The sequence below is a fragment of the Mesorhizobium sp. M0217 genome, assembly GCF_040321955.1.
In the GTDB taxonomy this organism is placed as follows: domain Bacteria; phylum Pseudomonadota; class Alphaproteobacteria; order Rhizobiales; family Rhizobiaceae; genus Mesorhizobium.
On sequence record NZ_JAMYSN010000014.1, the window covers coordinates 45,315 to 62,355 of the forward strand.

The 17,041-nt window shown below is 64.8% G+C and carries 15 protein-coding genes; 6 read left to right on the top strand and 9 right to left on the bottom strand.

Going from position 1 to position 17,041, the window contains the following annotated elements:
- Window positions 1–668 precede the first annotated feature (668 nt).
- The 4 genes from NKJ18_RS21210 to NKJ18_RS21225 form a co-directional block, all read right to left on the bottom strand.
- Complete coding sequence (locus NKJ18_RS21210) at window positions 669–1,496, bottom strand: metal ABC transporter permease (RefSeq protein ID WP_352759518.1); 828 nt, start codon at window positions 1,494–1,496, stop codon at window positions 669–671.
- Window positions 1,480–2,274 (bottom strand): metal ABC transporter ATP-binding protein, encoded by a 795-nt coding sequence (locus tag NKJ18_RS21215; protein ID WP_352759520.1) that lies wholly within the window; start codon window positions 2,272–2,274, stop codon window positions 1,480–1,482. The genes NKJ18_RS21210 and NKJ18_RS21215 overlap by 17 nt, the downstream gene beginning before the upstream one ends.
- Before the next feature lie 26 nt (window positions 2,275–2,300).
- Window positions 2,301–3,182 carry a metal ABC transporter solute-binding protein, Zn/Mn family gene (locus tag NKJ18_RS21220; protein ID WP_352759522.1) on the bottom strand — a complete coding sequence of 294 codons (882 nt, stop codon included), beginning with the start codon at window positions 3,180–3,182 and terminating at the stop codon, window positions 2,301–2,303.
- Between the two features lie 301 nt (window positions 3,183–3,483).
- Window positions 3,484–4,545 carry a maleylacetate reductase gene (locus NKJ18_RS21225; RefSeq protein WP_352759523.1) on the bottom strand — a complete coding sequence of 354 codons (1,062 nt, stop codon included), beginning with the start codon at window positions 4,543–4,545 and terminating at the stop codon, window positions 3,484–3,486.
- 309 nt (window positions 4,546–4,854) lie between these two features.
- Here NKJ18_RS21225 and NKJ18_RS21230 point away from each other — a divergent pair, with 309 nt between their 5' ends.
- The 6 genes from NKJ18_RS21230 to NKJ18_RS21255 all read left to right on the top strand — a co-directional run bounded on the left by NKJ18_RS21230 (window position 4,855) and on the right by NKJ18_RS21255 (window position 11,770).
- Window positions 4,855–5,739, top strand: a complete 885-nt coding sequence (locus NKJ18_RS21230) for an AraC family transcriptional regulator (RefSeq protein ID WP_352535894.1) — start codon at window positions 4,855–4,857, stop codon at window positions 5,737–5,739.
- 228 nt (window positions 5,740–5,967) lie between these two features.
- Window positions 5,968–7,032: an ABC transporter substrate-binding protein gene (locus NKJ18_RS21235; protein ID WP_023672498.1), complete on the top strand. Its 1,065-nt coding sequence runs from the start codon at window positions 5,968–5,970 to the stop codon at window positions 7,030–7,032.
- 153 nt (window positions 7,033–7,185) lie between these two features.
- The gene (locus NKJ18_RS21240; RefSeq protein ID WP_023688990.1) at window positions 7,186–8,010 is read left to right on the top strand and encodes an ATP-binding cassette domain-containing protein; all 825 of its coding nucleotides are present in this window, start codon (window positions 7,186–7,188) and stop codon (window positions 8,008–8,010) included.
- Entirely contained in the window at window positions 8,007–9,266 is a 1,260-nt protein-coding gene (locus tag NKJ18_RS21245; protein WP_352759524.1) for a sugar ABC transporter permease, read from the top strand. The genes NKJ18_RS21240 and NKJ18_RS21245 overlap by 4 nt, the downstream gene beginning before the upstream one ends.
- Before the next feature lie 28 nt (window positions 9,267–9,294).
- Window positions 9,295–10,023: an SDR family oxidoreductase gene (locus NKJ18_RS21250; protein ID WP_023672501.1), complete on the top strand. Its 729-nt coding sequence runs from the start codon at window positions 9,295–9,297 to the stop codon at window positions 10,021–10,023.
- A 139-nt stretch (window positions 10,024–10,162) separates the two neighbouring features.
- Window positions 10,163–11,770, top strand: coding sequence for an FGGY-family carbohydrate kinase (locus NKJ18_RS21255; protein WP_352759525.1), 1,608 nt, complete (start codon window positions 10,163–10,165; stop codon window positions 11,768–11,770).
- 10 nt (window positions 11,771–11,780) lie between these two features.
- On the opposite strand, the gene NKJ18_RS21260 is transcribed toward NKJ18_RS21255, so the two are convergent.
- From NKJ18_RS21260 to NKJ18_RS21280, 5 genes are read right to left on the bottom strand one after another with little or no spacing between them, the layout of a single operon-like run.
- Complete coding sequence (locus NKJ18_RS21260; protein ID WP_352759592.1) at window positions 11,781–12,710, bottom strand: phosphatidate cytidylyltransferase; 930 nt, start codon at window positions 12,708–12,710, stop codon at window positions 11,781–11,783.
- Between the two features lie 39 nt (window positions 12,711–12,749).
- Window positions 12,750–13,418, bottom strand: coding sequence for a lysophospholipid acyltransferase family protein (locus tag NKJ18_RS21265; protein ID WP_023672504.1), 669 nt, complete (start codon window positions 13,416–13,418; stop codon window positions 12,750–12,752).
- Between the two features lie 3 nt (window positions 13,419–13,421).
- On the bottom strand, window positions 13,422–13,853 hold the full coding sequence (locus NKJ18_RS21270; protein WP_352759527.1) for a hypothetical protein: 432 nt from the start codon (window positions 13,851–13,853) through the stop codon (window positions 13,422–13,424).
- A 10-nt stretch (window positions 13,854–13,863) separates the two neighbouring features.
- Window positions 13,864–15,219 (bottom strand): phosphatase PAP2/dual specificity phosphatase family protein, encoded by a 1,356-nt coding sequence (locus tag NKJ18_RS21275; RefSeq protein ID WP_502906171.1) that lies wholly within the window; start codon window positions 15,217–15,219, stop codon window positions 13,864–13,866.
- A 4-nt stretch (window positions 15,220–15,223) separates the two neighbouring features.
- On the bottom strand, window positions 15,224–17,005 hold the full coding sequence (locus NKJ18_RS21280; protein ID WP_502906172.1) for a bifunctional alpha/beta hydrolase/class I SAM-dependent methyltransferase: 1,782 nt from the start codon (window positions 17,003–17,005) through the stop codon (window positions 15,224–15,226).
- Window positions 17,006–17,041 lie beyond the last annotated feature (36 nt).

The window sequence follows — 17,041 nt, forward strand, 5'->3', positions numbered from 1 at the left end:
GGTGCCGATACACCTCGGCCGGCGCGGTTCATCGCCAGCGTCCCCCTCGCCCAGTAGGGGGAGGGGGACGTAGCGTAGCGAATATCGGTTAAGAGGGCGTCACCTCGTTCGCTTCGAACCGATGCGGATCGAAAAGCTGAGACGATGGCGTTCTGCGGAGCCTGGTCGAGAGAACGCAGGCCAGGACTGCTGCCGGGTCGCCGGCGCGTCAGCCAAGAGCGAGCGGCGCACTTCGAGAGTGCATGCCGCCCGTCCGGCGCCGGGCCGTCAATGCTGTTGTTACGAAACCCCCCAGCCCCGTCTCAACCGCCACGGCCATGGCGTGACCCATGGCTTGCTATACGCATGCAGCACCGCGGTCTGTCAACGCCGCCCGCAATGGCCGCGGGAGGTCCCTTTTGCACCTCCCGATCAGCTTTCCAGCCGGCCTCGCGCAAGCCATTCGCCGCTGCAAAATGCGCTTGAAATGGCGGTTTTCCGGGTGTTCCGGCCGCTCCGGAGCGGACCTTTGGCGCGACAGAGGTCGCGATCTAGGCGATTGGATGAATTGTCTTTCGCGGCTGAAACGTTTCAGGAGCCGGATTGTAGACCTGACTTTTTTTGGGTGTATTTCCCTGACGTCAGTTTTGCACCCCAGCCGACCCGATCGACCTGCCGGAGGGCAAGCCTCAGGGGCCGGCGTCGGCGCTCTGAGTCTCTCGGACCGACGGGCGCCGGACCATGCCGCTGACGACATAGGCCGCCGCGCCCAGCGCCGTGATCCAGAAGCTCGTCGGCCAGTCGGTCAGGAAGGCGAGCGTCAGGCTGATCCAGGCGATGATCACGGCAAGCGCGATGGACGCCAGCACGCCGGCTCCGACGCCGCTGGTAAGCCTGAGCGCGGTGGCTGCAGGCGCCACCATCAGCGCGAAGACGAGCAGCACGCCGACGATCTGCACCGCCTCGGACGTGGCGACGGCGACCAGCACCATGAACAGGGTCGAGACAAGAGTGAGCGGCACGCCGCGCGCTTCGGCGAGTTCCGGCTGCAGGCTGGCGAACAGCAGCGGGCGCGCGATCAGCACAAGAGCTGCGAGGATCGCCACTGCCAGGACCGCAAGCACGATGACGGTGCGCAGGCTGATGCCCAGCACATTGCCGAACAGCACGTTGGTCGCCTGGGAGGCGAAGGCGGTGTAGAAATGCAGAAACAGCAAGCCCAGGCCGAGCGACAGCGTCAAAACGATGCCGATGGCGACGTCGCGATGCGCGCGTTCGCCGAGCAGGCCGATGCCGATGCCGGCGGCGACGGTGAACACGGTGAGGCCGAGAAACGGCGACAGCCCGATCAGGCCGGCGCCCGTGGCGCCGGGAAAGCCGACATGGGAGAGCGCATGACCGGCGAAGGTCTGGCCCCGGAGCACGAGGAAGTAGCCGACCGCGCCCGAAACGATGCCGACGATGGTGCAGGCATAGAAGGCGTTGCGCATGAATTCATAGTCAAAGATCGTGGACATGCGCCCCGCTCTCCAGTTCGACATCGTCGGCCATGACGAATATGCGGCCGGCAACCCGCACCACATTGATATGCGTGCCGTAGAGTTTCGACAGCACCGGACCGCTGATGACCTCGTCGACGGAACCGATCGCCGCCTTGCGGTTGCCGAGATAGAGCACGCGGTCGACGGCGCGCAGCAGCGGGTTGATCTCGTGCGAGCAGAACAGCACGGCAATGCCGAGCCGCTCGCCGATGTCGTGCACCAGGTCGATGATCGCGCGCTGATGGCCCGCATCGAGGCTGATCAGCGGCTCGTCGAGCAAAAGCAGTTGCGGATTGCCGATCAAGGATTGCGCGATCAGGATGCGCTGGCGCTCGCCACCGGAAAGCTCGCCCAAGGGACGGCGCGCGAGGCTGCCGGCGCCCACCTCTTCAAGTGCCTTCCACGCCGCCTCCTTCTCGGCAGCCGATGCGACGGGCCAGCCCCAGCGATGCCCGCCGGCGGCACTCAGCACGAAGTCGAGGCCGCTGACGCCGACATCGCCAAGCGCGCGCCGCGCCTGCGGCATATAGCCGATGTCGGCGTTGCCGCGCGTCGGCGATTTGCCAAGCACCGAAATGGCGCCGCCGGCCGGTTTGATCAGGCCGAGAATGGCGCGCAGCATCGTCGTCTTGCCGGCGCCATTGGCGCCGAGCAGGCCGACAAAGGCGCCTTGCGGTAGAGAAAAGGAGACGTCGGATAAAACCCGGCGTCCCCCATAGGTCAGCGTGACCCTGTCGAATTCGATTGCGTTCATTTAGTCACATTCATTCGCAGTCACGTTCATTGTGTGCGGGCGGCGAGCGCCTTCTGGACCGCGTCGATCTGGCCGCGGAACCAGGTCTGGATCGTCTGGCCCGCCGGTTCCGTCTCGGTGACGCCGATGACAGTGACCTTATTCTGCCTGGCGATGTCGAGCAGCCTTGTCGTTGCCTCGTCGGTCACCTGCGAATTGTAGAACAGGATCTTGGCCGAGCCGTCCTTCAGGCTGTTTTCGAACGCCGCCACCTGCGTGGCGCTCGGCTCCGCATCGTTCATCAAGGCCACCTGGAAATCGTAGTTCAGCATCTTGAGACCGAGCGCTTCCGCCATGTAGCCGAAGACCGGCTCGGTAGCCGTCACCTCGGTGCCGGCATAGGTGTTCTTGACGTCGGCGATTTCCTTGTCAATGGCCTCGAGCGAGGTCTGGAATGCCTTCAGGTTCGCCTCATAATGCACGGCATTGGCCGGATCGCGCTTGGCAAGATCGGCGCTCAGCGCCTTGGCGATGGCCGGCAGCGTCGCCGGGTCGTACCACAGATGCGGATTGTCGCCGGATTTCTTGCCGATCAGGTCGGCGGCGACGATGGTCGTGCGATCCTTGGCTGTCGAGGCCGACAGCAGCTTATCCATCCACGGATCGTAATCGGCGCCGTTGTAGATGACGATCTTGGCGTCGGCGATGGTGCGCGCCGTCGACGGGCTGGTCTCGAACAGATGCGGATCGTCATCGGGATTGGCCAGGATGCTGGTGACGGTGACGTTGCTGCCGCCGATCTGGCGGGCAAGGTCGCCATAGAAATTCTCGGCCGCCACGATGGTCAGCTTGTCTTCGGCGCCGACAGCCGTGCCGGTCAAAAGCGGCACCGCGACGAGCAGCGCGGCGAGAAAGGGAATGCGACGCATCCGTGGTCTCCTTGCAGTCTGAAAGGTATGTCGCCGGAGAGGCGGGCTGTGTAACTGTATAACAGTAACAATATAACGTTTGCGTCGAAAATACGGCTGATGTCAATGGGCTTTTCGAGCCGCGCAGTTTTTCACGCGCACAAAAGCGTGAGCGGCCTGCGCCGATCAGGCGGAGCCACTCATGCCTGTGGCTATATGCGAAAGGGCAGGCGATCGCCGGCACCGCCAGGCCGCCGCGAACACACCGGTTCGTGGCGGTATCCTGATGAATTCGCGGCGGGTAAGTTCCTGCTTGTTGCCGTCAGTTTTGCGGGCGCCTTCCCTCCCACGCGTCCTGCAACAGGGCGCGGATTGCGGCGCGGTCGAAAGGCCGCGGATTCCAGTATGGGTTCCTGGTCGCAATCTCAGCGGCGCGGTCGAGATCGGCCTGCATGAGGCCGAGTTCTTTCAATGTAAGGGGCGCGCCGACCGCCTTGCCGAAATCGTGGAGACCGCCGCCCGCACTGCCGCCAAACAAGTCGGCGACCGGCTTCAACAAGTCGGGCACCGCGGCGGCGTTGAAGCCGATCGCGTGCGGCAACATCACCGCATGCGTCTCGGCATGCGGCATGTCGAAAGAGCCGCCCAGCGTGTGACAGATCTTGTGATGCAGCGCCATGCCGACGGCGCCGAGCACCGTACCGCACAGCCAGGCGCCGTAAAGCGCATCGCCGCGTGCATCGATATTTCCAGGCTCCTTGGTCAACACCGGCAGCGCCGCCGTCATGGCGCGCAATCCTTCTTTCGCCATCAGGGTGGAAATCGGATTCCGATCCTGCGCGTAAAGCGCTTCGGCCGCGTGCGCCATGGCGTTGAGTCCTGACGCGACGCTCATCGCTATCGGCAGGCCGACGGTCAGCTCTGGATCGTAGATCACCACTTCCGGCAGGATCCTTGCGTCACGCATTGTGGTTTTTTCGCCGTTCTCGGTCTGACCGAGGATCGGCGTCACCTCCGAGCCGGCATAGGTGGTCGGGATGACGATCTGCGGCAGGTCGGTGCGCCAGGCGATCGCCTTGCCGAGACCGGTGGTCGAGCCGCCGCCAAGCGCGACAACGCAGTCAGCGTTGACCTCGGTCGCCTTGGCCATTGCCGTTTGGGTTACCTCGACCGGCGTGTGCATGGCGGCGCCCGAAAAGCTGCCGGCCGCCAGCGCGCCGAGGGATTTGGCAAGCGCCTCGCCGTCGGCAGCCCGATGCGGCGTCGACAGCACCAGCGCGCGATTGCAGCCGAGTTTTTCGATCCAGGTGCCCACCTCGGACGACGCGCCATTGCCGAAGACAATATGCGCAGGGCTGCCGGAGTAGGTGAACGTCCTTGTCATGCCGATCCGCTCCCTTTGCATATTATCACTGTGACGGAGCCGAAATCGAGCGACCAGCTCTCGCCGCCGGCGACATCGTTTGCGTCGTCACCGTCTCGCAAGCGGGGCCTGATCTCTCCCGCGTACTCGCAAACGTATCGCCTTGACCACAAAAACGTCAAAAAAGTATCAGTGAGGTGGACACACCGTGGTGGCGGCTGCATGAATTGCCGCCTAAGCTTCGATCACTGCAGAGAGCGGCAAACGCGGCCTGCGGGAGATGGCACTGCAACTGGTCGCATGACCGGACCGGCGCCGGGAGGAACTGACATGAATCCGGACTTGGAAGTCGTCCAGATCAGACGCGGCGAGTCGTTCAAGGCCTGGGCCCACGGCTACCCCTTCCGCACGGTGCGCTGGCACTTCCATCCCGAATACGAAATCCATCACGTCGTCGCCACCACGGGCCATTATTTCGTCGGTGACTTCATCGGCGAGTTCGAGCCCGGCAATCTCGTGCTCACTGGCCCGAACCTGCCGCACAATTGGGTTAGCGACGTGCCGGCAGGCGCCAGCGTGCCGCTGCGCGGCCGCGTCGTGCAATTCTCGCAAGAGTTCATCGCAGACGCCACCGCCGCGTTGCCGGAACTTGCCGGTTGTGAAAACATTCTCGAGCTCAGCCGCCGCGGCGCGCTGTTCTCCACCGCTACCGCCAAGCTCGCCGCACCTGTGCTGGCCGAACTAGTCGAGGCGCAAGGCGTTCGCCGCATCGCGCTGTTCATGGAGCTGATCGATATTCTGAGCCGCGCCGCCGATGTACGGACGCTGACCAGCGCCAGCTATCTGCCGGATCCCTCAGGCTTCATGTCGGCCGGCGTCAACAAGGCGCTTGCCTTTATCAACGCCAACCTGACCGAGCCGTTCAGCGAAAGCGATCTGGCGGCGATTGCCGGGCGCAGCCCGAGCGCGTTTTCGCGCAGCTTCCGCCGTCATACCGGCATGGCGCTGGTTCAGTACGTCAACCGGCTGCGCATCAACCTTGCCTGCCAGTTGCTGATGAGCGAGGCCGACATGCCGATCACCGAGATCTGCTACGCCGCCGGCTACAACAACATCTCGAATTTCAACCGCCAGTTCCTGACCCAGAAAGGCATGTCGCCTTCGCGCTTCAGGGCCCTGCTGGCGGAAAACGTCAGCGCGGAGATTGCCGCCTAACAGGGAGGACCGGGAGGAGCCTAGACATTTACTGAGGTAAGAACGCGGGGTGCGTTGGAGGCGCCCCGTGCTGGAGATCGCTTGTCCCGAAATCCAGAGATATCAAGAGGATGCGCAGCACGGATCAAGTGCTCCGTTGTTCCTCGCAACAGCCGACTGCAGTCAAGGCCCGGCGCCATGTGGTGTCCAAGGCTTCATGAAACCATTCCTTGAAACGGAGCTATCGAAATGACCAGATTTGCCTGGAAATCGACGGGAGCCATCGCGCTCACTCTTTCTCTTCTTGGCGGCACCGCTGCCTTTGCCGCCCCGGTTACCGACGCCACGGTCGCCTTCTTGATGCCCGACCAGGCCTCGACGCGCTACGAGCAGCACGACTATCCCGGCTTCGTCGCCGAGATGAAAAAACTCTGCCCCGGCTGCAAGGTGATCTACCAGAACGCCGATGCCGACGCCTCGCGCCAGCAGCAGCAGTTCAACTCGGTGATCTCGCAAGGCGCCAAGGCGATCGTGCTCGACCCTGTCGACTCGACCGCCGCCGCCTCGCTGGTCAAGCTGGCGCAGAGCCAAGGCGTCAAGGTCATCGCGTATGATCGCCCGATCCCGACCGCACCTGCCGACTTCTACGTCTCGTTCAACAATGAAGGCATCGGCAAGGCCATTGCCGACTCGCTCGTCGAACACCTCAAGGCGCTGAAGGTCGACCCCGCCAGCGGCGGCCTGCTGCAGATCAACGGATCGCCGACCGACGCGGCCGCCGGGCTGATCAAGAAGGGCATCCATTCCAGCCTCGACAACAGCGGCTACAAGATCCTTGCCGAATACGACACGCCGGAATGGGCGCCGCCGAAGGCGCAGCAATGGGCAAGCGGCCAGATCACCCGCTTCTCCACGCAGATCGTCGGCGTCGTTGCGGCCAATGACGGCACCGGTGGTGGCGCCATCGCCGCCTTCAAGGCCGCCGGTGTCGATCCGGTGCCGCCGGTGACCGGCAACGATGCGACCATCGCCGCCCTGCAGCTGATCATCGCCGGCGACCAGTACAACACCATCTCCAAGCCGAGCGAGATCGTTGCGGCGGCTGCAGCCAACGTCGCCGTCCAGCTTCTGTCGGGCGAGACGCCGAAGGCCGAAATGACCCTCTACGACACCCCGTCGCAGCTGTTCACGCCGGCGGTGGTGACGCAGGAAAACCTCAAGGCCGAGATCATCGACAAGAAGATCAACACCGCCGAAGAGCTTTGCGTCGACCGCTATGCCGAAGGCTGCAAGAAGCTCGGCATCACAAAGTGACAATGCAGGTCGCCCCAAAAGTGCGCAGCGGTTTTGGGATAACGACATGCATAAAAGGATGACCTAGAATCCTGATCCTGCTTTCCGGCCGCCCTTGCGGCGGCCGGAAGTTCGCAGTCACTCTTGACCGCCCATCCGGAAAGGTTTGCCACCATGTCTGACATCTCTGACGGACCGGTTTCGGCAGGCGAGCTGGTGCTCAGCCTGCGCGGCATCTCGAAGAATTTCGGCGCCGTTTCGGCGCTCACCGATATCGATCTCGATGTCCATGCCGGCGAGGTGGTGGCGCTGGTCGGCGACAATGGCGCCGGCAAGTCGACGCTGGTCAAGATTCTGGCCGGCGTCCACCAGCCGAGCTCGGGCACCATCAATTTCCGCGGCAGGCAAGTGACGATGCCCGACCCGAGCGCCGCGCTGACGCTCGGCATCGCCACCGTCTTCCAGGATCTCGCACTGTGCGAAAACCTCGACGTCGTCGCCAACATCTTTCTAGGCAAGGAGATCAACCCGCTGCGGCTGGACGAGGTGGCGATGGAAATTCGCGCCTGGACGCTGCTCAACGAATTGTCGGCGCGTATTCCAAGCGTCCGCGAGGCGGTCGCCTCGCTGTCCGGCGGCCAGCGCCAGACCGTGGCGATCGCCCGCTCGCTGCTGCTCGACCCCAAGGTCATCCTGCTCGACGAGCCGACCGCCGCTCTTGGCGTCGCCCAGACGGCGGAAGTGCTGAACCTCATCGACCGGGTGCGCGAGCGTGGGCTCGGCGTGCTGATGATCAGTCACAATATGGAGGACGTGCGCGCCGTCGCCGACCGCATCGTCGTGCTCAGGCTCGGCCGCAACAACGGCGTCTTCGAACCCGACGCCTCGAACCAGGAACTGGTCAGCGCCATCACCGGCGCCGCCAACAATGCAGTGTCGCGCCGCGCCGAACGGCGCAAGGCCGCCGAACAAGCGCACAACCAGGAGCAGCGGCCATGAGCGCGGAGCCCAAGCAGGACACCTCTTCGTCGACGGCGCTCGACCGCAGCGACGTCCGCGTCAAGCACCAGGCCGGCGTCGGTGGCGCCATCAGCGCCTTCTTCGACCGCGTCCGCTCCGGCGACCTCGGCTCGTTGCCGGTCATCGTCGGCCTGGTCATCATCTGGAGCGTGTTCACCGCGCTCAACCCGGTGTTCGTTTCGTCAAGCAACCTCGTTAATCTGTTGTTCGACTGCTCGACCGTCGGCGTCATCGCGCTCGGCATAGTCTTCGTGCTGATGGTCGGCGAGATCGACCTGTCGGTCGGCTCGATCAGCGGCTTTGCCTCGGCCATGGTGGGCACGCTGTGGGTCAACCAGGGCTGGCCGGTGGCGCTCGCCATCCTCGCCGCGGTTGCCGTCGGCGGTTTCATCGGCGCGCTCTATGCCTTGCTGTTCAACCGGCTCGGCATGCCAAGCTTCGTCTCGACGCTCGCCGGCCTGCTCGCCGTGCTCGGCCTGCAACTGTATATTCTGGGCTCCACCGGCTCGATCAATCTGCCCTATGGCTCGAACCTGGTGAATTTCGGCCAGTTGCTGGTCATGCCGGACTGGCTGTCCTATGCACTGGCGGCATTGCCCGGCATCGTAATGCTGGTCACCGGCCTGCGCACCGTCAGCCGCCGCCGGGCCGTCAATTTGTCGGCGCCGTCGGTCGGCGGCCTCATCGTGCGCGTCGCCGCCCTGACCATCCTGCTCGAACTGATCGTCGGCTATCTCAACCAGGCGCGCGGCATACCGTGGATGTTCGGCCTGTTCGTCGGCCTGGTGGTGGCGATGAACTATGCGCTGACCCGCACCCAATGGGGCCGCTCGATGACCGCCGTCGGCGGCAACCGCGAAGCGGCGCGCCGCGCCGGCATCAAGGTGCGCTCGATCTACCTCAGCGCCTTCGTAATGTGCTCGATGTTTGCCGCCCTCGGCGGCGTGCTGTCGGCAGCGCGCCTGGCCTCCGCCAGCCAGCAGGCCGGCACCGGCGACGTCAACCTCAACGCCATTGCGGCGGCGGTCATAGGCGGCACCAGCCTGTTTGGCGGCCGTGGCAGCGCCTATTCCGCGCTGCTCGGCATCATCGTCATCCAGTCGATCGCCAGCGGGCTGACCTTGCTCGATCTGTCATCGTCGCTTCGCTACATGATCACCGGCGCCGTTCTGGCAATTGCGGTCATCGTCGACTCCCTGGCACGCCGCTCGCGGGTTTCCCACGGCCGCGCCTGAACGCAACCGCAATCGATACGAGGATAGAATGGCTCAGGATTTGAGTGGAAAGGTCGCGGCGATCACCGGCGCCGCGTCGGGCATAGGCCTGGAATGCGCGAGAGCGCTGATTGCCGCCGGCGTTCGCGTTGTGCTCGTCGACCGCGCCGCCGACGCGCTGAAAAGCGTCTGCACCGAACTCGGTCCCAACGCGATCCCGCTGGTGATCGATCTGATGGAGCCGGCCAGCGTCGCGACGATGATGCCGCAAATCCTGGACAAGGCCGGCCAGCTCGATATCTTCCACGCCAATGCCGGCGCCTATGTCGGAGGCCCGGTGCTCGAAGGCGACCCCGATGTGTGGGACCGCATGCTGAACCTCAACATCAACGCGGTGTTCCGCTCCATACACGCGGTGCTTCCGCATATGGTCGAACGAAAGACCGGCGACATCATCGTCACGTCTTCGATCGCCGGACTGGTGCCCGTGGTCTGGGAGCCGATCTACACAGCGTCGAAACACGCGGTTCAGGCCTTCGTCCATACGGTGCGCCGCCAGGTCGCCCCGCATGGCCTGCGCGTCGGCGCGGTGCAGCCGGGGCCGGTGGTGACAGCGCTGATCAGCGACTGGCCGAAGGACAAGCTTGAGGATGAACTGGCCAAGGGCGGCCTGATACAACCGGTCGAGGTCGCCGAAGCCGTGCTGTTCATGCTGACGCGGCCGAGAAATGTCACTATCCGGGATCTGGTTATCCTGCCGCAGAGCAATGATTTGTGAGGCAGTAGGCGTTAGGCAGTAGGAAATGGGGAGAGGCTCTTGCAACTGACCGTTCACTGCTGACCATCTCGCCTACACCCTACACCCTACACCCTACACCCTACACCCTACACCCTACTGCCTAACTTCTGAGGTTCCCATGTCCCACTTCCTCGGCATCGACGTCGGCACTGGCAGTGCCAGGGCGGGGGTGTTCGACAGCAAGGGCACCATGCTTGCCTCGGCGAAGCGCGACATCGCTCTGTTCATCGAGCCCGGCGAAATCGCCGAACAGTCGAGCGAGGACATCTGGCGTGCGGTTTGCGCCAGCGTGCGCGAGGCGGTGACGAAGTCGGGGCTCGCTGGGCGCGACATTGCCAGCATCGGCTTCGACGCCACCTGTTCGCTGGTCGTGGTCGGCAAGGACGGCGCGCCGTTGCCGGTCGGCAGTTCCGGCGACAGCCAGCGCAACATCATCGTCTGGATGGATCACCGCGCGCTCGATCAGGCGCAGCGCATCAATGCCGGCAAGCACGCCGTGCTCGACTATGTCGGCGGCACCATCTCGCCGGAAATGGAAACGCCGAAGCTGCTGTGGCTGCGCGAGAACCTGCCCGCCACCTTCGATGCGGCCGAGCATTTCTTCGACCTCACCGACTATCTGACCTGGCGCTCAACCGGCAGCCTGCGGCGTTCGATCTGCACGCTGACCTGCAAATGGACCTATCTCGGCCACGAGCGGCGCTGGGACGAAGCCTATTTCCGCGCCATCGGCCTCGGCGCGCTCGCCGATGAAGGCTTTGCCCGCATCGGCACCGAGATCGTCGAGGGCGGCACCGCGCTTGCCCAAGGCCTGACTGAGGCCGCCGCGGCCGATCTCGGCCTGCTGCCGGGAACGCCGGTTGCTGCCGGCCTGATCGATGCCCATGCCGGGGGAGTCGGCACGGTTGGCGGGCAGGGCTCCGTCGGCACCTTGCAGTCGCGCATGGCCTATGTGTTCGGCACTTCGGCCTGCACCATGGCCAGCACCAGCGAGCCGGCCTTCGTGCCCGGCGTCTGGGGTCCGTATTTTTCCTCGATGGTGCCGGGGCTTTGGCTCAATGAAGGCGGGCAATCGGCGGCGGGTGCTGCAATCGACCACCTCGTCGCTTTCCATCCGGCCACGGCTGAGGCATCCGCAAAAGCCAAGGCGGAAGGTCTCGGCCTGACCGCTTGGCTTGGTCAGCAGGCGGCGAAGCAGTCCGCCGACCTGTCCGCCGTAGCGCACCTGGCCGATGGACTGCATGTTGTGCCGGAATTCCTCGGCAACCGCTCGCCCTTCGCCGATCCCGAGTCCAAGGCCCTGATCGCCGGGCTTGGCATGGACACGTCCCTCGACAGTCTGGTCGCGCTCTATGTCGGCGGCCTGCTGGGCATCGGCTACGGCGTTCGCCAGATCCTGGCGGCGATGGCCAAAAAAGGCATTGCCATCGACACTATCGTCGTCAGCGGCGGTGCGGCGCAAAGCGAGCTGGTACGTCAGCTTTTGGCCGACACCACAGGCCTGACCGTCGCCGGTTCGACCTCGCCCGAACCGGTGCTGCTCGGCTCAGCCATATTGGCTGCGGTGGCGGCGCAAAAATTTCCCGATGTGATCGCGGCGATGACCGGCATGTCGCGCATCGGCGACATCTATCGCCCGGCCGGTGGCGACCTCGTGCCCTGGCACGACAAGCGCTTCGCCGCCTTCGAATTGCTGCAGCAGGCAGGCCGGGCCATCCGCGATTGAACGGCTTCGCTCACGTCCAGAAATAGCGGACGATGTGGAAGAACACCGGTGCGGCGAAGACCAGGCTGTCGGCGCGGTCCATCATGCCGCCGTGACCCTCGATCAGGTGACCCCAGTCCTTGACGCCCTGGTCGCGCTTGATCGCCGACGCCACCAGCCCGCCGAGGAACCCCATCAGGCAGGCGATGAAGGCGACGCCTGCCGCCGCCAGCGGCGAGAACGGCGTCAGGAACGACAGCAGCGCGCCGAGCAGGCTCGATGACACCAGCCCGCCGACCAGCCCTTCCCAGGTCTTCGAGGGCGAGACGGAGGGCGACAGAAGATGCCTGCCGAACAGCTTGCCGAAAATGTATTGCAGCACGTCGCTGCCTTGCACGGTGATGATCAGGAAGGCGATGAGCAGGAGGTTGCGGCCCTCGAAACCGGGCACGTTGAGGGTCAGCAGCGCCGGCACATGGCTGACGCAGTAGACCGAGATCATGACCGCCCATTGCTGCGCGGACACGCGCTCGAGGAAGCGCTCGGTGTCGCCGTTGAGCGCGGTGACCGCCGGCATCAAGAGGAAGCAGTAGACGGGGATGAAAATGGTGAAGAGCCCGTACCAGGCGGTCCACACCAGCCAGTACTGGAAGGGAATGATGATGCCGAACATGCCGAGCAGCACCCAGTGGTCGCTGCGCCGGCTGTGCGTCAGCGTCACGAACTCGCGCAGCGCGGCAAACGAGATCAGCGCAAACAGGATGGTCATGCCGGTGCGGCCGAAGAAGAAGGCGACGGTGATCGCCAGCACCATCACCCACCAGGCGTTGATGCGCTGGTTCAAGTTGACGAGCGTCGAGGGCAGCGGCTTCGGCGCCCGCCATGAGAGGATACCGGCAACGATGCTCGCCATGGTCAGCACGCAGATCAGGCCGGCCAGCAGGATGACGGTTTCATGCATTGGCGGCAGTGTCATACGAAGTCTCTTTGCCTGGTCATGCTAGTGGTCCCGATCGGGACGCGGGTTGAGCGACAGCAGCGTCTGGCGCGCGCGCTCGAGGAAGGTGCGGCGTTCTTCGCCGGGCGCGATCGCCACCGGCGGACCGAAGACGACGCGGCACAAAAGCGGCACCGGTAGGAACTGGCCCTTGGGCAGCACGCGCGACATGTTCTCGATCCAGCACGGGATGAGTTCGACATCCGGCCGCGCCATCGACAGATTGTAGAGGCCGGAGCGGAACGGCAGCAGATCCGCCTCCGTCGTGTTGCGAGTGCCTTCGGGAAACAGGATCAGCGAGTGGCCGTCGTCGAGCACCGACAGCATGATCGAGATCGGGTGTTGCGTTTCGTCGGTCCACTGCCGGTGGATGAGCACGGACGACAGCATGTCCTGCGCGATGAAGCGGCGCAGCCGCGACTTGCCCCAATATTCGGCCGCCGCGATCGCATGGGTCCGGGCGCGCACCTTCTCACTCAGACAGGCCGACAGCAGGATGAAATCACCATGGCTGGCATGGTTGGCGAAGTAGATGCGCTGCCGCTCCGACGGCTGGCTGCCGTTCCAGATTGGTCTGACGCCGGTTACCACCCAGGCCGCCGCCGACAGGCCGACCGACGTCACCGTCTGCAGCAAGGTGAAGGTGTTGGCGCGCAGGTGAAGCTTGGTCATGGCTCAAACAAATGCTGCGAAAAGGGATGCCGCAGCAAACATGGCGAGCGCCATGCGCTGCCTTGTCAGCAGGCGACGCGTGCCTGCCATGCGATGGTTAAGCGAGCGGCCGCCGGCAGCGGTGGATTTCAGGCGCATGCGCGTCAGCACATCGTCGACTGCGGCACCGCCGGCGGCCTCGCTGGCGTGGCTGGCCATCAGCCGGAACAGCAGGGCGTCGAACAAAAGCAAGGCCGAAAGTGCCAGCGTGGCCACGGCGCTCGCCGCCGCGACCAGCCAGGCCGCCGACAGCGCTGTCGTCTGCGGCCCGGCCACCAGGCCGATGACCGGCGCTGCCATCACAGCCGCCACCACGAGCAGGATCGGCCACACCGCCTGCACCATCAGTCCGGCGGCGAATATTTCGGCGTTCTCGGGAACATTCTCGCCACTCATGCCGGCCAACTCATGTCGGTTCTTCCAGCCTCGGTTCTTCCAGCCCGATCTGAAGGTGCACGGGCCTGCCCGACGCGGCGAGTTTCTTGCGCGCCTGTGCAGCTGTGTACGAGCGCCCCGTCACCACCAGCCAGTCGGCGACGATGGCTGCACTGCGCTGGAAGCCGAGCGCGCAGCAGACCAGAACGGTGCCGCGCCGGCGCGCCAACTCGATCGCCGCCACGGCCCGCTCCAGCCTGTCGTGAGGCGGCGCCACGAGGTCGAGCATCGCGTAGCTGATCCAGCGGCAGGTCACGCCGCGCGGCCGTTCCATCTCGCCGGCAAGGTCGATCACTGTGCCGAAGCGGTTGGCCTCGTCGGCACTCGGAAACCGGCCGAGGAAAACACCGTCGGTGATCTCCACTTGCGGCGCCAGTTGGCGGGTCCATACCCACACATTGATCCGGGCGCCAAGCCGGTAGGGCAGGAGCAGGATACGGTTGGCCAGTGAGACGCTACCATCGGCTGCCTTCTGGAACACTTTGGCGCCGGCCCCAGCATAGCCGAAGGCGACGATGGCCAGCGCCAATGCCGGCCACAACAGGATGAGAAAATCGGCGGAGACCAACGCGCCCTCGGCAGCGCCGGCCAGGGCAAGGGCCGCCCCCAGCCCGTAATAACCCGCCAGCCGCCGCGCCCTTGGGTCGGCGGTCAACCGAAAACCCCAGAATGGCAGCTCGCCGTTGGACGGAAACAGCCACAGCGCAAACAGGCCGAGCAGGGCGCCGGTCGGAATGTCGATGAAATGATGCTGCCAGGTCGTCAGCACCGAGGCGCCAATGAGAAAACACCAGACGTGCCAGACCGGGCGGAGAATGCCGCCGAGACGGTGACGTGCCAGAACGTGACGCCAATGGTCCCAGATGATCACCAGGAGTGCGATGTGCAGGGATGGCGCTTGGTTGAACGGCTTGTCGAAACCACCGAGCACCGCAAACAGGAAACCCGGCAAGCCGGTGGTTTCCGGCCGCACGAAGGTCGCCGTCAGCGGGAACGCGACGAAGCAGGCGACGGCAATGATCTGCGCCGAGAGATAGCGGCCGGCGAGCCGGTCGACGCCGCGCCTGGTCGTGTTGAGCAACAGCGACAGGCCGTAGAACAGATTGATAGACCAGTAGGGCACGATCGTCCAGGCGACGAACGGGATGGCGTGTTCCCAGGCAAACACGATGCTGCCGACATGGTCGCGCCGCGACGCCAGCCAGTTGGCGAAGCCGTAGGTCGAATAGAAGAACGGCGCCAGCAGCGCCAGCCAAAGGGCGGCCCTCAGCACGATACCCAAATTGTGTTCCCGAGCCGGGGCAGGGTCAGTCGCAGGTGCGGCCATGGTCTCAGACGCGCCGAGCGACCGAAACAGTGAAGATGCCCCATTGGTCGATGCGCTGCTCGATCTTCTCGAAACCGGCCGCCGTCACCAACTGGTCCATCTCGCCCTGCGTGCGCCGCCGCATCACCCAGGCCTGGCCGCCGCGATGCGAGGTCAGGCTGCGCGCGATCATCTCCAGCTGCGGATGCCACGGCTGATTGGTGTAGACGAGCAGGCTGCCGGACTGCATGGCGCTCGCCAGCCCGCCGAGCGAGCGGGAAATCATCGTATTGTCGGCGAACAATTCGTAAAGTCCGGAGACGATGGCGAGGTCCGGCGCCGGGGTCAACCCAGCCAGCATGTCGGCATCGAAGGCGTCGGCCTGATGGAAGGTAACGCTGGTCGGCAGACGCCGCTCGGCGATCAGCTTCGAGCCGAGCCCGACATTGAGTTCGGAATAATCCTGCAGCCGCACGCTTGCTGGTGGTTCAGTGCATTTGGCGACGGCATCGAGCACATAGCGGCCGTGACCGGCGGCGATGTCGAGCATGTGGACGGGACGGCCGGCTGCCTTCAGGCTGGCGGCGGCGTTGCCGATCAGCTCTTCCAGATGCAGCTTGCGCTGGCGGATGCCGCGCCAGCCGATGGCGTCGAGGAAGGTGCGGTCTATCATGCGGCCGATGAAGCCGATGCCGCGCGCGTCGTTCTCGTAGACATAGTCGAGCGTCGAGCCGGAATCGAAGCCGGTGGCGATGCCGGTCTTCATGCCCGAAGACAGCCAGGCGCCCATGCGGATCGAGGCGCGGCTTATCGCCCAGTAGATACCCTTTGGCGACAGCAGCGCCAGCGGCGAGGCCAGCCTCTCGGCCTCGTCGCGGGTGTAGCCGGCGCGGTCGGCCTGAAGCAAGTCGATGGTTTTCTCCGGCGTGGCAAATTGCTTTTCGAGGAATGGCCGGATCAGGTCCAGCGCCTGCTTGCGATCGCGCTCGCCCAGCGTGTCGTGGAAGAAGCCGGGCAGCACATGCCGCTCCTTGGCGCTGCTGCCGAGATTGACGAAGAACTCGTGCTGCGGTCCATGCCGCACCACCCAATCGCTGCCGGAGATCAAGAGCTGCGTCGGCACGGTGATGGCGCGCGCGTCCGAGACGATGCGGGCAGCGTGGTCGTAAAGCTCGACCAGGATGTTGGAGGCGATCGGTCGCGTGATCAGCGGATCGGCGTCGAAGGAAGCGATGCGCTCGGCATCATGCGTCAGGAACTTCGCCTTGACGTAGGAATTGACGAAGAAGCGGCCCTTGAGCTTCTGCCACAGCGCAATGCCCTCTTTGGCGAAGGGCACGTAGAGCTTGACCGAAAAGGCCGGTGAAGCCACCACCAGCGCGCGGATGTCGGGCGCATAGTCATGCACCCAGGCAGCGGCCAGCACGGCGCCGAAGGACTGCGCGATCAGCGCGATGTCGCGCTGGCCAAAACCATCCCGGCCGATCTCACGCACCAGGCAGTCGATGTCACGAACCAGGGCGGCAAAGGATGGCGCATAGCCGCGCTCGCCGGCCGAGCGGCCATTGCCGCGCGCGTCCCAGGCGTAGAAGGCATGGTCGGGCATGGCGAGTTCGTCGACCAGATGCGCCATGCGGCCGCCATGCTCGTGGCCGCGATGGAACAGAAGGATCGCACCCTTTGGCGTCGACCCGGCGGCCGGCCAGTAGCGGTAGAAGATCTCGGTGCCGTCATGGCTCTTGAACGTGCGCTCCTGCGCGATGCGCTCGAGGCTTGCCGGTGCTCCGGCTGCAATGGTCTGGTGGATCATGGTTTCCCTCTGGCGGTCGGGTGCCTGACGCTT

Coding starts and splice junctions, on each gene's coding strand:
- NKJ18_RS21240 (WP_023688990.1), top strand. CDS start 7,186: ATGTCTGACATCTCTGACGGACCGGTTTCGGCAGGCGAGCTGGTGCTC.
- NKJ18_RS21215 (WP_352759520.1), bottom strand. CDS start 2,274: ATGAACGCAATCGAATTCGACAGGGTCACGCTGACCTATGGGGGACGC.
- NKJ18_RS21275 (WP_502906171.1), bottom strand. CDS start 15,219: ATGGCCGCACCTGCGACTGACCCTGCCCCGGCTCGGGAACACAATTTG.
- NKJ18_RS21220 (WP_352759522.1), bottom strand. CDS start 3,182: ATGCGTCGCATTCCCTTTCTCGCCGCGCTGCTCGTCGCGGTGCCGCTT.
- NKJ18_RS21255 (WP_352759525.1), top strand. CDS start 10,163: ATGTCCCACTTCCTCGGCATCGACGTCGGCACTGGCAGTGCCAGGGCG.
- NKJ18_RS21265 (WP_023672504.1), bottom strand. CDS start 13,418: ATGACCAAGCTTCACCTGCGCGCCAACACCTTCACCTTGCTGCAGACG.
- NKJ18_RS21230 (WP_352535894.1), top strand. CDS start 4,855: ATGAATCCGGACTTGGAAGTCGTCCAGATCAGACGCGGCGAGTCGTTC.
- NKJ18_RS21270 (WP_352759527.1), bottom strand. CDS start 13,853: ATGAGTGGCGAGAATGTTCCCGAGAACGCCGAAATATTCGCCGCCGGA.
- NKJ18_RS21250 (WP_023672501.1), top strand. CDS start 9,295: ATGGCTCAGGATTTGAGTGGAAAGGTCGCGGCGATCACCGGCGCCGCG.
- NKJ18_RS21260 (WP_352759592.1), bottom strand. CDS start 12,710: ATGCATGAAACCGTCATCCTGCTGGCCGGCCTGATCTGCGTGCTGACC.
- NKJ18_RS21235 (WP_023672498.1), top strand. CDS start 5,968: ATGACCAGATTTGCCTGGAAATCGACGGGAGCCATCGCGCTCACTCTT.
- NKJ18_RS21245 (WP_352759524.1), top strand. CDS start 8,007: ATGAGCGCGGAGCCCAAGCAGGACACCTCTTCGTCGACGGCGCTCGAC.
- NKJ18_RS21210 (WP_352759518.1), bottom strand. CDS start 1,496: ATGTCCACGATCTTTGACTATGAATTCATGCGCAACGCCTTCTATGCC.
- NKJ18_RS21225 (WP_352759523.1), bottom strand. CDS start 4,545: ATGACAAGGACGTTCACCTACTCCGGCAGCCCTGCGCATATTGTCTTC.